Source organism: Bacillus sp. SIMBA_026 (assembly GCF_046535335.1).
Lineage (GTDB): Bacteria > Bacillota > Bacilli > Bacillales > Bacillaceae > Bacillus > Bacillus velezensis.
The window spans coordinates 1,016,031-1,029,575 of record NZ_JAWRWX010000002.1; the positions used below are offsets into that span (position 1 = coordinate 1,016,031).

15 protein-coding genes are annotated in these 13,545 nt (G+C 44.7%); 6 read left to right on the forward strand and 9 right to left on the reverse strand.

Translation table 11 applies throughout. The features are described from left to right. Positions 1-11: 11 nt before the first annotated feature. On the reverse strand, positions 12-947 hold the full coding sequence (locus tag SB847_RS15905) for a YybS family protein (protein ID WP_045209464.1): 936 nt from the start codon (positions 945-947) through the stop codon (positions 12-14). Between the two features lie 243 nt (positions 948-1,190). Further along, positions 1,191-1,343: a hypothetical protein gene (locus SB847_RS15910; protein WP_004393059.1), complete on the reverse strand. Its 153-nt coding sequence runs from the start codon at positions 1,341-1,343 to the stop codon at positions 1,191-1,193. A gap of 133 nt (positions 1,344-1,476) precedes the next feature. Between SB847_RS15910 and SB847_RS15915 the strand changes: the two genes are divergently transcribed. Next, positions 1,477-1,962 (forward strand): spore coat protein, encoded by a 486-nt coding sequence (locus SB847_RS15915; RefSeq protein ID WP_410564438.1) that lies wholly within the window; start codon positions 1,477-1,479, stop codon positions 1,960-1,962. Between the two features lie 36 nt (positions 1,963-1,998). On the opposite strand, the gene SB847_RS15920 is transcribed toward SB847_RS15915, so the two are convergent. Continuing rightward, on the reverse strand, positions 1,999-2,370 hold the full coding sequence (locus tag SB847_RS15920) for a winged helix-turn-helix transcriptional regulator (RefSeq protein ID WP_007615010.1): 372 nt from the start codon (positions 2,368-2,370) through the stop codon (positions 1,999-2,001). A gap of 206 nt (positions 2,371-2,576) precedes the next feature. On the opposite strand from SB847_RS15920, the gene SB847_RS15925 reads away from it, so the two are divergent. The 5 genes from SB847_RS15925 to SB847_RS15945 all read left to right on the forward strand — a co-directional run bounded on the left by SB847_RS15925 (position 2,577) and on the right by SB847_RS15945 (position 8,736). Then, positions 2,577-3,506, forward strand: coding sequence for a manganese-dependent inorganic pyrophosphatase (locus SB847_RS15925; RefSeq protein WP_224223942.1), 930 nt, complete (start codon positions 2,577-2,579; stop codon positions 3,504-3,506). A gap of 182 nt (positions 3,507-3,688) precedes the next feature. After that, positions 3,689-4,606, forward strand: coding sequence for a DMT family transporter (locus SB847_RS15930; protein ID WP_326150851.1), 918 nt, complete (start codon positions 3,689-3,691; stop codon positions 4,604-4,606). A 348-nt stretch (positions 4,607-4,954) separates the two neighbouring features. Continuing rightward, positions 4,955-6,376 (forward strand): glycoside hydrolase family 68 protein, encoded by a 1,422-nt coding sequence (locus SB847_RS15935; RefSeq protein WP_032875393.1) that lies wholly within the window; start codon positions 4,955-4,957, stop codon positions 6,374-6,376. A 73-nt stretch (positions 6,377-6,449) separates the two neighbouring features. Then, positions 6,450-7,994, forward strand: a complete 1,545-nt coding sequence (locus SB847_RS15940) for a glycoside hydrolase family 32 protein (protein ID WP_410564353.1) — start codon at positions 6,450-6,452, stop codon at positions 7,992-7,994. A gap of 79 nt (positions 7,995-8,073) precedes the next feature. Beyond that, the gene (locus SB847_RS15945) at positions 8,074-8,736 is read left to right on the forward strand and encodes a GntR family transcriptional regulator (protein WP_335495591.1); all 663 of its coding nucleotides are present in this window, start codon (positions 8,074-8,076) and stop codon (positions 8,734-8,736) included. Positions 8,737-8,814: 78 nt separating this feature from the next. Here SB847_RS15945 and SB847_RS15950 read toward each other — a convergent pair whose 3' ends face one another. The 6 genes from SB847_RS15950 to SB847_RS15975 all read right to left on the reverse strand — a co-directional run bounded on the left by SB847_RS15950 (position 8,815) and on the right by SB847_RS15975 (position 13,427). After that, the gene (locus tag SB847_RS15950; protein ID WP_007409866.1) at positions 8,815-9,324 is read right to left on the reverse strand and encodes a DinB family protein; all 510 of its coding nucleotides are present in this window, start codon (positions 9,322-9,324) and stop codon (positions 8,815-8,817) included. Between the two features lie 50 nt (positions 9,325-9,374). After that, complete coding sequence (locus tag SB847_RS15955) at positions 9,375-10,592, reverse strand: MFS transporter (RefSeq protein WP_410564356.1); 1,218 nt, start codon at positions 10,590-10,592, stop codon at positions 9,375-9,377. 332 nt (positions 10,593-10,924) lie between these two features. Beyond that, a complete protein-coding gene (locus tag SB847_RS15960) occupies positions 10,925-11,293 on the reverse strand; it encodes a DUF1304 domain-containing protein (protein ID WP_082998133.1) in 369 nt (122 codons plus the stop codon). Positions 11,294-11,323: 30 nt separating this feature from the next. After that, complete coding sequence (locus SB847_RS15965; protein ID WP_044802307.1) at positions 11,324-11,962, reverse strand: nitroreductase family protein; 639 nt, start codon at positions 11,960-11,962, stop codon at positions 11,324-11,326. Between the two features lie 13 nt (positions 11,963-11,975). Then, the gene (locus SB847_RS15970; protein WP_169510223.1) at positions 11,976-12,437 is read right to left on the reverse strand and encodes a MarR family winged helix-turn-helix transcriptional regulator; all 462 of its coding nucleotides are present in this window, start codon (positions 12,435-12,437) and stop codon (positions 11,976-11,978) included. Positions 12,438-12,548: 111 nt separating this feature from the next. Next, on the reverse strand, positions 12,549-13,427 hold the full coding sequence (locus SB847_RS15975) for a YitT family protein (protein WP_044802306.1): 879 nt from the start codon (positions 13,425-13,427) through the stop codon (positions 12,549-12,551). Positions 13,428-13,545: the final 118 nt, after the last annotated feature.

Here is a 13,545-nt window from a genome sequence, read left to right on the forward strand (position 1 = left end):
GTAAGTCACACTCAATTTCGCGTCACCTTATTTCTTATGTTAAAGCCTATGTCAATGATGCCTAAGAGGAGATACACGGACAAGATGAGCGGGAAAAGCACCCCCAGCACAATCGCTAATACAGGCACGGCTTTCGGCATCTCCATCTCATGGCAATAGAAAAAAATAAACGCTAACCCTTGAATACAAATCAGCAAGCTGAGAATATGTCCCCCATTCAATGAAACCGAATACATCATATGCCCTTTTTCTAAATGCAGAAACCCTAATATCGTCACAACAAAGTACAAAATAACAACGACTTGTGGGAGTTTGAGCTCTCTAAAAGGCTTCATCTTCGGAAGATCAGGGAAAAAACGCCTTAAAAACGGCCTTGCCATAGCATAACTGAGGAAAGCAGAAACAATGCTGGTCAATATAAGCGCAGTCGGAAAAAGATATTGAAGCGTGCTCAGCTGTCTTTCCATCAGCTTGATCTGCTTCCCGAACTGATCTCCGTAACCGAGCTGTTTTGACATGGTTTCTGCTAAAGACAGCGACTCTCGAAGCTGGAACATGGTGGTATCAACCACATTCATATTAAGAAACACGATACTGAACACAAAAATAACGACACCGCACAGCATACACGCAATAGCGCCGGCAGCAACCGCATAGCCGGGCTGTTTCTTTTTAAAATAATATCCCATGACGATTCCCGTACAGGCCGCCGTAAAAGCGCCTGTAAGCCCGGTAAACGAACTTACAATAAAGCTGACAGGAAGGCTGGCAAGCCCCATCCATACCCCGGGCTTCAGACCGTGCCGAATGGTGTAAAGAATGATCGGCAGCGGCAAAGCAAAGAGAAGAATTGCCCCCAGTAAAGGGAGGTACACGACCAAAAGGGAAATGATTGCAAAAATACTGATCAAAATGGCGCCTTCTATTAGAGCCCTTGTATTTTTCACTTACTCACCTCAAACCTTGTATCATTCGAACATACGAATAGAAAAGAGCAGCTTAGACGACTGCTCTTTTGACGCCGCAATGTCTCTTTCAAGACCTGAATTTTCCATAAACTCTCCAAAATACACGTATATATTTTAACATAAGTCGAAATCGCAAGTAAAATGAGCGCGGACATCCGCAATGTTCCATGTGAAACATGAAAACAGACAAACGGACATCCCAGTGAAAGAATGCCCGTTGTATCAGTGATCCTGATCATCCATGAAACCAGAAGTATCTCTGTTTTTCTTTTTGGTTTTTCGTACATATAACAAGACGATAACGATAAGTAAGAGAGTGGTCGCCTGCAAAACCCCGCTGCTGAAAAGGAAGAAGTTCTTTATCATGTCCCACATATAGTTTCACCTCTATTTCGTATTTCCTTTACATTGAGTTTCCCTTTCTGGAAACTTCAAAACATCAGGAACAACATCGGAACCGGGGCATATGCTGAAAGTGAAAATGAAGGATAAAGGAGATTCTTACACCATGACTGAGCGGAGAACATTAGCATGGCATGAAACGTTAGAACTGCATGAGTTAGTGGCTTTCCAGGCAAACGGACTTGTGAAATTAAAAAGAACAGAGCGGGACGTAAGCGATGCCACATTAAAACAGCTTTACAGATTTTCCATCCATTCGCTGGAACAAAATCTGCGTGAACTGCTTCCTTTCTTCCCTGAAGCTCCCGCTTTTCGTGAAGATGAAACAGAAGAGCGCGCTGATTCCTCCTTTTACAGCGGCGGCCTGCTCATCCTGGCCAAAACATCTGTGCGCAATTACGCCGGAGCCATTACAGAGACGGCCACACCTCAATTAAGACACGTTTTCGTCAAGCACTTAAACACGGCCATCAAGTGGCATCAAATGGTCTTTGAGTATATGGAAGAACGCGGTCAATATCCGGCTTACAACCTGAGCGAATTGCTGAAGAATGATGTGCGCAACGCCAGAAAGGCCATCGCGATGAAATAAAAAAAAGCAGCAAGGAATTTAATCCTTTGCTGCTTCTTATTTTTGAGCGGACTGATCTTGAGGAGACGTTTTTTCCCGGTATGCCTCGAGAAACTCCCGGTTGGCATCTCCCCATTTCTTCATTTGCAAAACGATCGGTTCCAGCGACCTGCCGAATTCGGTAAGAGAATACTCCACCTTTGGAGGCACCTGCTGATATACCTCGCGATGCACGATGCCGTCCGCCTCAAGCTCGCGAAGCTGAAGCGTCAGCATACGCTGCGTAATGCTGGGGCAAATGCGCCGAAACTCATTAAACCGCTTTTTTCCGCCGATCATATGATAAAACAAAATACCCTTCCACTTTCCGCCGATAACGGAAAGCGTCAGTTCAACCGGACAACCTTCTTTATTCGGATATATGTTCATTTTTCATCCTCCATAGTACCTTTTTTGATACTATATGCTGATTAGCATCTGACTTACCCAGTATTTTACTCGCAACCCTCCCCACCTCTCAACAAAAATGCTTCTTTTTCACATCAATTTTTAAGGTTTTGAAGATTACACCCTCCTCAAGACGTGTTAAACTATAAAAAGATTGTTTACACTACAAAAAAGGACAAGGAGTTATTATGGAAAAAATTCTTATTTTCGGACATCAAAACCCAGACACAGATACCATTTGCTCTGCCATTGCCTACGCTGATCTAAAAAATAAACTCGGCTTCAATGCTGAGCCCGTCCGCCTTGGACAAGTCAACGGCGAAACACAATACGCGCTTGATTATTTCAAACAGGAAAGCCCGCGTTTGGTGGAAACAGCCGCAAACGAAGTAAACGGCGTCATCCTTGTTGACCACAATGAACGCCAGCAAAGCATCAAGGATATCGAAGACGTTCAGGTTCTTGAAGTTATCGACCACCACCGTATCGCCAACTTCGAAACAGCGGAACCTCTTTACTACCGTGCTGAGCCGGTCGGCTGTACGGCTACGATCTTAAACAAAATGTACAAAGAAAATAACGTGAAAATCGAGAAAGAAATTGCAGGCCTCATGCTGTCAGCAATCATTTCCGACTCACTGTTATTTAAATCTCCGACTTGCACGGAGCAAGATATCGCAGCGGCAAAAGAGCTTGCTGAAATTGCCGGCGTAGATGCGGAAGAGTACGGCTTAAACATGCTGAAAGCGGGCGCCGACTTAAGCAAAAAAACTGTGGACGAACTGATTTCTCTTGATGCGAAAGAGTTCACGCTCGGCAGCAAAAAAGTCGAAATCGCCCAAGTCAACACAGTTGATATTGAAGATGTTAAAAAGCGGCAGCCGGAATTAGAAGCGGCTCTTTCAAAAGTAATTGCCGAGAAGAACCTTGACCTGTTCCTTCTCGTGATTACGGATATTCTGGAAAACGATTCCCTTGCGCTTGCCATCGGTGATCAAGCGTCAAAAGTGGAAAAAGCATTCAACGTGACTTTAGAAAACAACACGGCTCTTTTAAAAGGCGTCGTATCCAGAAAGAAACAAGTCGTTCCTGTTTTAACAGACGCGATTGCAGAATAACCAACACACCCCGGAAACCCGCCGGGGTGTTTTTTTATTGCTCATTCATCAGACGGCCGTTTCGTAAGCGCTTTCTCCAAAAATCATTTTGACGGAATTCAATATACAATATATAATATATCACATATAAGACGTTCATTTTCTAATTATTGTAAGTTAATGTCGCAACATCAGAATCGGGGGTGTCTATCCTGGAAAAAAACGCTGCTCTTTCTTATTCACGAACAACAGGCATTTGGCTTGTGCTGACAGGAGCTATCTTATGGGGGGTCTCGGGAACGGTTGCCCAGTATCTGTTCCAGCACCGCCATTTTAATACAGAATGGCTGACTTCGGTGCGCCTTCTGGTATCAGGGGCGCTTCTGCTCGGCATCGCGTACCGCAAAGAAAAAGGACGGATATGGGCTGTTTGGAAAGACAGACGGGACAGAATTCCCCTTCTTTTATTCGGGATTTTCGGAATGTTAGGCGTTCAATACACCTACTTCGCGGCAATTGAGTACGGCAACGCGGCCGCTGCTACCGTTCTTCAGTATTTAGGGCCAGCGATCATTACATGCTTTTTAGCGATTCGCGCAAAGAGAATTCCTTCAGCAAAAGAGCTTCTGGCCGTCTTATTGGCGGTTGCCGGCACATTCATTTTGGTCACGCACGGGAATGTCGGAAGCCTGTCCATATCCGGTTTGGCCGTCTTTTGGGGCATCAGTTCGGCGTTTGCACTGGCGTTTTACACCCTTCAGCCGCATCGTCTGCTGAAGAAATGGGGATCGGCCATTATTGTCGGATGGGGCATGCTGATCGGCGGGGCCGCCCTCAGCTTGATCCGCCCGCCCTGGAAATTTGAAGGCGAGTGGTCCTTGCCGGCATACGCCGCGATTGTGTTTATCATCATTTTCGGAACGCTCATCGCTTTTTATTGCTACTTGGAAAGCCTGAAATATCTGAGTGCCTCTGAAACCAGCCTGCTCGCCTGTGCAGAGCCGCTGTCGGCAGCTTTTTTAGCTGTTATCTGGCTGCATGTTCCCTTCGGAATATCAGAATGGCTGGGTACTTTGCTGATTTTAGCCACCATCGCTTTATTATCTATCAAGAAAAAATAACCTCTCATTTTTAGAGAGGTTTTTTCCTAGGCCCAGAGCACCCCTTAGTCTCAATTACCCATATATTAAAAGGCCTTTTTTCATTTTACTATCATCCAAAAGAGGAAAATAGACCAGTTGTCAATAGAATCAGAGTCTAATAGAATGATGTCGACAAGTAAATCATGCAGGATTGTTACTGATAAAGCAGGCAAGACCTAAAATGTGTTAAGGGCAAAGTGTATTCTTTGGCGTCACCCCTTACATATTTTAGGTCTTTTTTTTCTGTAACAAACCTGCCATCCATGAATGCAGGAGGATCGAATCGGCAGATCGCAAAAAAAGGTACATACAAAAGGAGAAATGAACATGAACATCAAAAAATTTGCAAAACGAGCCACAGTTCTAACTTTTACGACTGCACTTCTGGCAGGAGGAGCGACTCAAGCCTTCGCGAAAGAAAATACCCAAAAACCTTACAAAGAAACGTACGGCGTCTCTCACATCACACGCCATGATATGCTGCAGATCCCTAAACAGCAGCAAAGTGAAAAATACCAAGTGCCTCAATTCGACCAATCAACAATTAAAAATATCGAGTCCGCAAAAGGACTGGATGTGTGGGACAGCTGGCCGCTCCAAAACGCTGACGGAACAGTAGCTGAATACAACGGCTATCACGTCGTGTTTGCTCTTGCCGGAAGCCCGAAAGACGCTGATGACACATCCATCTACATGTTTTATCAAAAAGTCGGCGACAACTCGATCGACAGCTGGAAAAACGCGGGCCGTGTCTTTAAAGACAGCGATAAGTTCGACGCCAACGATGAAATCCTGAAAGAACAGACACAAGAATGGTCCGGTTCTGCAACCTTTACATCTGATGGAAAAATCCGTTTATTCTACACTGACTTTTCCGGTACACATTACGGCAAACAAAGCCTGACAACGGCGCAGGTAAATGTGTCAAAATCTGATGACACGCTCAAGATCAACGGAGTGGAAGATCATAAAACGATTTTTGACGGTGACGGAAAAACATACCAAAACGTTCAGCAGTTTATCGATGAAGGGAACTATACATCCGGCGACAACCATACGCTGAGAGACCCTCACTACGTTGAAGACAAAGGCCATAAATACCTTGTATTCGAAGCCAACACGGGAACAGATAACGGATACCAAGGCGAAGAATCTTTATTTAACAAAGCGTACTACGGCGGCAGCACAAACTTCTTCCGTAAAGAAAGTCAGAAGCTTCAGCAGAGCGCTAAAAAACGCGATGCTGAATTAGCGAACGGCGCCCTCGGTATCGTAGAATTAAACAATGACTACACATTGAAAAAAGTCATGAAGCCGCTGATCACTTCAAACACGGTAACTGATGAAATCGAGCGCGCGAATGTTTTCAAAATGAACGGTAAATGGTACCTGTTCACTGATTCACGCGGTTCAAAAATGACGATCGACGGTATTAACTCAAATGATATTTACATGCTTGGTTATGTATCAAACTCTTTAACAGGTCCTTACAAGCCGCTGAACAAAACTGGTCTTGTACTGCAAATGGGTCTTGATCCTAACGATGTGACGTTCACTTACTCTCACTTCGCAGTGCCGCAAGCCAAAGGCAACAATGTCGTGATCACAAGCTACATGACAAACAGAGGCTTCTTTGAGGATAAAAAGGCAACATTTGCGCCAAGCTTCTTATTGAACATCAAAAACAAGAAAACATCCGTTGTTAAAAACAGCATCCTTGAACAAGGACAGCTTACGGTTAACAACTAATAACAACAAAAAGAAAATGCCGATACTTCATTGGCATTTTCTTTTATTTCTAAACAAGATGGTGAATTCAATCATGGCACGAAAATGGCCCATTGTAATATTGATCTTTTTGGGTGCGTTCCTGTTTGTCGGCTTACTGCCGCACAAAAGCCACAATTCCTCTGACACAAACACGGAGCATAAGAAAGATTACCGGGCGGCGTATCATTTTACGACCCCGGACAAATGGAAAAACGACCCTCAAAAGCCCATTTTTTTCGAGGGGAAATATCATTACTACTATCTTTATAATCGGGATTACCCGAACGGCAACGGCACAGAATGGCGGCACGCCGTATCAGAGGACTTGGTGCACTGGACGGACGAAGGCACGGCTATTCCGAAATACACCAACGAAAACGGCGATATCTGGTCCGGTTCTGTCGTCATTGATAAACACAACACCGCGGGCTTCGGCAAAAACGCGCTGGTCGCCGTCACAACGCAGCCGACAGCCAAAACAAAAGCCCAGGAACAATATTTATGGTACAGCACGGATAAAGGAAAAACGTTTACTTCCTATAGTGATCAGCCCGTGATGAAAAATCCGGGAACTAAGGATTTCCGGGACCCGAAAGTGATCTGGGATGAACAGGATGACAAATGGGTGATGGCCATGGCCGAAGGCGAAAAAATCGGTTTTTATGAATCACCCGATTTAAAAAATTGGACATACACGGGCGGTTTTATCACTCAGCAGATCGGCCTCGTCGAATGCCCCGACCTTTATATGATGCGTGCAGATGACGGAACAGCCAAGTGGGTTCTGGGCGTAAGCGCAAACGGCAAACCCGCAGGCAAACCGAATACGTACGCGTATTGGACCGGAAACTTTGACGGGAAGGAATTTACCGCCGATCAAGAAGAACCGCAATGGCTCGATTACGGCTTTGACTGGTACGGCGGCGTCACATTTGAAGACGGTAATAGCGAAGATCCGCTGACAAAACGCTATGCGCTGGCATGGATGAACAATTGGGATTATCCGAATGAAACACCGACACTAAAAAACGGCTTTAACGGCACGGATTCTATCGTCCGTGAAATCCGCCTTCAGCAGCAGGACGGCGGCACATACAGCCTTGTGTCAGAGCCGGTTGAAGCGTTGAACAAATTAACATCTTCAACTGACAGCATAGAACACAAACAGGTGAACGGTTCAGAGACATTGGCGATCAAAGGTGATATATATCAGCTTGATATGGACATCGCTTGGTCAGATATCAAAAATGCAGGCGTCAGACTCAGAGAATCCGCAGACCAAAGCCGGCATATTGATGTCGGTATTTCAGCAGAAGACGGCTATGCCTATGTGAACAGATCGTTTACAGACCAGCCTGATAAAACCGGCGCATACGCCGAAAGCAAAGCCCCATTTGACGGAAACAAAGGGCGCGTCCACCTGAAAATTCTCGTGGACAAAACAAGTATTGAAGTATTTGCAGACGACGGAAAAACCGTTCTGACAAATGAAGTGTTCCCAAAACACGAAGATCAGGGAATCACGCTCTTTTCTGAAGGCGGCTCCGCTGACTTTCAGCATATTGAGTTGAAGCATCTCGGTTCGATTCATTCTTAGACGTCCCTCTTCATTTCTAACCAGCGCCCGGACTGTGGTAAAATGCAAATATGTATACTACGATTCATGAGGTGTTCCATTGGATAATCAAAACAAAGAACCTGTGCTGAAAAGAACCATCATGCGGGACGAAGTGTATCGCACACTCAGAAACTGGATCATAACGGGCAAGCTCAAACCGGAAACAAAGTTAAAGGACAAGGATTTGTCGGAAACATTGGGAATCAGCCGCACCCCGATACGGGAAGCCTTATTGCGGCTGGAAGATGACGGCTTGGTGATAACAAAAGCGAACAGATGGACGCTTGTCGCTCCGATTGAGTTAAAAGAAGCGGAAAACTTGTATTCCATCGTCTGGACGCTTGAAAAACTCGCATTGCAGCAAGCTCTCCCGCATGTGGACGATGCCGTGATTCAGGAATTGAAACAGCTGAATGAAAATCTTCTTCAAACAATGAAAGACGGCGATAAACCGGCCATCCTGGAAGCGGACAATGCATTTCACCAGCGCATCATTCTGCTTGCGGACAACGCCGAACTTCACAAATTGCTTGTAAGCCTGAAAGTCAAAATTCAGAGAATGGAAATCCGCTATTTCAGTGAAAACGGCGCTTTAAACAGATCATATAATGAACACTCTGATATCATTCACGCATTAGAACAGCAAGATGCCGCCGCTGCTTTTACAGCGCTTGAAGCAAATTGGAAAAACAGTTTAGAACGGCTGCAGAACATGGCATAAGCAAACGAAAAAGCCAAATCACTCATATGATTTGGCTTTTTTACTGATATCACAAGACAGCCGCATTGGCTGTCTTGTTTACTTTTTGTTTATATATAAATACATACCGTAATCCGTCGGCACAGAAGCATACCCCATCTGTCTGAGCATGGCTGTTATATTCCCGCGATGATACGTTCCGTGGTTCACAACATGGAGGATCATATCGGCCGCTGCGGTTTTCATGATGTCACCTGACGGATGCTCTATTTCAAGGGGGAGACTGATATTTTCTTCCTTTTGCAAAAATAATTGATACCGGTCTGATAATTCCGAGAACATATCTTCCAGCTCTTCTATCTCTTTAGACAAGATGTCCTCTTTTTGCTGTTCAGCTGATTTCAGCGTATCCTCCAGACGCTCTCCGGAGAACACATCAAACCACCCCTTATCCGACAGATACACATGAGTCAATACACCGGCTATCGACGGAAAGACACTTTGAATCTCCTTACGATACACATCCTCCGGAAGCTCTTTAAGCCGGGTGAATATTTGCTGATTTGCCCAAAGATGATAATCATACAATTGCAGTGCCAGATGTCCCACATTACCCTCTCCTCTCTCGATATAGAACGTACGTTCCTAATTATACTACACTACATGCGGCTTTGTACCATCTTCTTCATTCGCAGCTGAGAAAATCCAAAAAAAGCCGAAATTAATAAGAGAAGGCCTGCGCCAATATAAATAAACCGCACGCCGAATACATCCGAGATGACCCCCGTTCCAATAATGGAAAACATAAAAATGAACTGAACTAAAGCTGATCTCGCTGCTAATATATTGACCCGTGTCTTTTCGGTCGTGATGTTTTGAAGTAATGTTTCCTGCGTGAGATCTCGTAATACACAAGCCGGCCCCATACACAGCACCAGAAAAAGGGCCGTAACGGCGCTTGTGATCAACCCATAAATAAACGTGAACATTCCATATGCCAAGGCTCCCGTCAGCATAAGCGGAATGAGATGATGCTGAAACTTACCGGATAACTTATAGATGATCAGTCCGCCGATCATCGTCCCTGCATAATAGACTCCGTTGACATACCCCCACCAAGCCTCTCCTTTATGAAGGACGTCATGCACATAAGTCAAGGACACAGACCCGATCCATATCATGCCTGCCCACGATTCGATCACATCCATCACAATGAGAACCCTGAGCTGTTTTTGCTGAAATAAATACACCCAGCCGCTTGCCGCATCTGCAAAAAGGGAACGTTCCTTGACTGTTGCCGGCGCACACATCCGTACTTGAAGAAACAGAATGATGCCCAAAACCGAAGAAACCAATAACATGACAGTGATGATCATTGTATCGCTTTCTCCCAAGAACGCTATGATGACGCCGCCGAGAGACCACCCCGCAAACTGAACGGTCTGATCCGCCGCAGATAATAAACCGTTCGCTTTCGCCCTTCGATCAGGAGGAATGATTTCCCCAATCAGCGCGCTTTTTATCGGAGCAAACCATCCGTTGCAAAAAGAAATGCCTCCGATCAGACAAAACAGCAGAAAAAAGAATGCGGATGAACCGGTTTGGATGACAAAAAACAAACAGACTAACAGTGTGATCTGTATCAATTGAGAACCGATTAACAAAGAACGAAGCGTGAACCGGCCGGTGACCAGCGGCAAAACGGCGCTGCCCAATACGCGACATACAATGCTGACGAACGTCATAAGAGAGGCCATCGCCGTCGAATCGGTTTTTGTAAACAAAAACAAGATGACAGCCATCGTATAAAGTGAGAACCCCAAGTTGATAGCGGTCTGGCTGTATAAAATAGCATAATACGCCCTCTTCATATTCATCCTCTGCAACCTCACTCCCTGATTATGTAAATCATACCATATTTGCCGATCAGCTTTTTTTAAAAAACAGATTGACATGGAGTCGGAGCGGCAGCTGATTTGACGCTTGGGTCAACTGAAAATTGACATGAAGATATATGTGTTGAAACGAGCTGATTACATCCGGAATCATACTCATTCCAAGCGACTGCAATATTGCGCCACTGTCTGAAAATAATGAATCTGATGCCAATCCATACGTCACCCGATCTATAGTGATGCATATCAGGAATAATTTTCAACACAGAATAAAAAAAGAGGGCTCCCATTCCGGAAGCCCTAAACTCCGTCTGCTACGCCAGTAAAAGAAAAATAAGCGCTAAAACAGCCGGAAGTCCTTGTTTTACGATAATTGATTTGTTTGAAGTAAAGCCTCCGAAAATGGCCGCGATGACCACGCAGATGACGAAAAACATTTGAATCATATGGCCAATCGGATCAGCTCCGAGGATCAGCCCCCAAATGAGGCCGGCAGCCAGAAATCCATTATACAGACCTTGATTTGCAAACATGACCGCTACATTCCGATCACCTTCTAAATGCTTCGGCAAATTGAAGGACCGCTTGGCTGCCTTCGAATTGATAAAAAACATTTCAAGTATCATGATAAATATATGTTCTAAAGCTACAATTCCAACGAAAACAGCCGCAATCATGTCCACTGTCCCTCTCCTCTCAGCTTCACTTCAACCTTATTTCCATTGTGCGATTGTTTCGATAGGAAGACGGTAGGAAGCATATCCTTCGTCTGCCGCTTTTCCGATTGATAACAGCATGACCGGTACATAACGCTCTTTATCCATTCCGAAAACTTCGGCAATCTTTTCTTTATCGTAGCCGCCGATCGGGTTTGTGTCATAGCCGTGTGCGCGTGCCGTAAGCATCAGCTGCATGGAAACGAGTCCTCCGTCAATCAGAATCGTTTCACGGTTCACTTGCTCCGGAAGTTTTTCAAAGTGTGCTGTCAACGCAGCGATTTGTCTGTCTTTTACTTCCTGCGGCATGTAGCCCAGTTCGACCGCTTTTGAATAAATTTCTTCTAAATAGTCATCACTGTTCATATCTGCGAAAACCGCGATCACCGCAGATGATGTGCTGACTTGTGTTTGGTTAAAGCTGGCAAGCGGCGCGAGTTTTTCTTTTCCTTCAGGGCTGTCAATGACGAGAAAACGCCACGGCTGCGCGTTGACTGAAGACGGCGCTGTCGTTGCTTCTTTCAGGATTTGAGTCATTTCTTCTTTGCTGATTTTAACAGCCGGATCGTAATTCCGAATGGAACGGCGGCCTTTCATAATGTCCATAAAGTCGTTTGTTTTCAGTTCTGTTTTCATGTGTAAAACACTCCTATGCTTTCATATTTTCTATATTATTCTGCATCTGTGACAATACGTTTTTTAACATACTGCGTTCTTCCTCGCTGACACCGGCAAGCATTTCCTTTATGAAACGCTCCTTCTCCTTTTTGGAAGCCTCAATTCTCTCCCGCCCCTGTTCAGTAAGCCGGACAAGTATAATTCGGTTGTCCTCGGGCTTCCGCCTTCTTGTGACCATTTCTTTGGCTTCAAGCTGTTTCAAGTGTCTTGTCACGGCTGCGCCATCAATATTCACCTTTTTCTGAAGATCGCTTTGGCTGATCTCATCGACGTAAAAAAGCACGGCGAGAAGCTCAAGGCGGGATTGGCTGATTCCGGTGCACGCTTCAAACTTCGTGCCGATCACTTTATGCAGTGATTGGAGCTGATATAAAATCTCGCCTTCCTCTGAACAACATGCTGTCAAAACCCATCCCCACTTTCTTTTGCGCAATTAATTGACTAGTCAATGTTTGATATATCAACAATATACAGCCTTCATTCTAATTTTGCAAGTATTTTCTCCTTGTTTAAAAAAAGCTGCCGATTAACGGCAGCTCGCTTCTTAATGATTATGGACTTTTCTGAAATTACTGCCTTTTACTTCTGCGACATCATATACCGTCACAAAGGCTTGTTTATCAATGTCATTAATAATTTCTTTCAGTTTGGTTTCTTCCAAACGGTTGATGACACATGTGATTTCTTGGAATTTTTCATGAGAAAAACCGCCGTATGCTTCTTTATAAGTAGCACTCCGGCCCAATTCTTCACGAATGGTCTCTACCATTAATGCAGGCTCATTGGTGATAATCTGAAATGTTTTAGAACCGCTTAAGCCTTCCTCAACCACATGAATCACCTTAGATGCAATGTAGTAAGCAATGACGGAAAGCAATGCGCCTTGCAGCCCAAATACAAAAGAAACAAAAATAAACACAAACATGTTTAAAAATAAAATGAGGTCGCTCGTGCCAAACGGCAATTTCCGTGACAGAAGCACAGCCAGCATATCAATTCCATCTAATGCGCCGCCGTTGCGCAATGCCAATCCCATTCCAAAGCCGATAATAATCCCCCCGACAACGGTGATTAGCAGGGTGTCTCCCTCGATGATAGCAGGAGTGTGATGGAAAAAACTCGTGCCTGCGGCAAGTGAGATAATGCCGATAATGGATAGAAACGCAAAACCTTTCCCGATTTGCTTATATCCCAACCAGACAAACGGTATATTGATCACCGCAATTAAGATCCCAAGAGGCAAATGAAACAGCTGTGAACAGACAATGCTGAGTCCGGTTACACCGCCGTCAGATACACTATTCGGAATCAATACGGTTTCCAGTCCATACGCGGCAATAATTCCGCCGATGATGACCATGATGGCCCGTACGATTGATTTCGCTCTGATTTTCTTACGTCTTTGTTTTTCGATTGTACTCATATCATTCCCCGCTTCAATTATTTTTTCTTATTTAAATATACCATAATTGATACTTTTCGTTAAAAATAAGCCTATCGGCTAGTTGAAGCAGGAACCGAGGAAGGAGATTTCACAGATA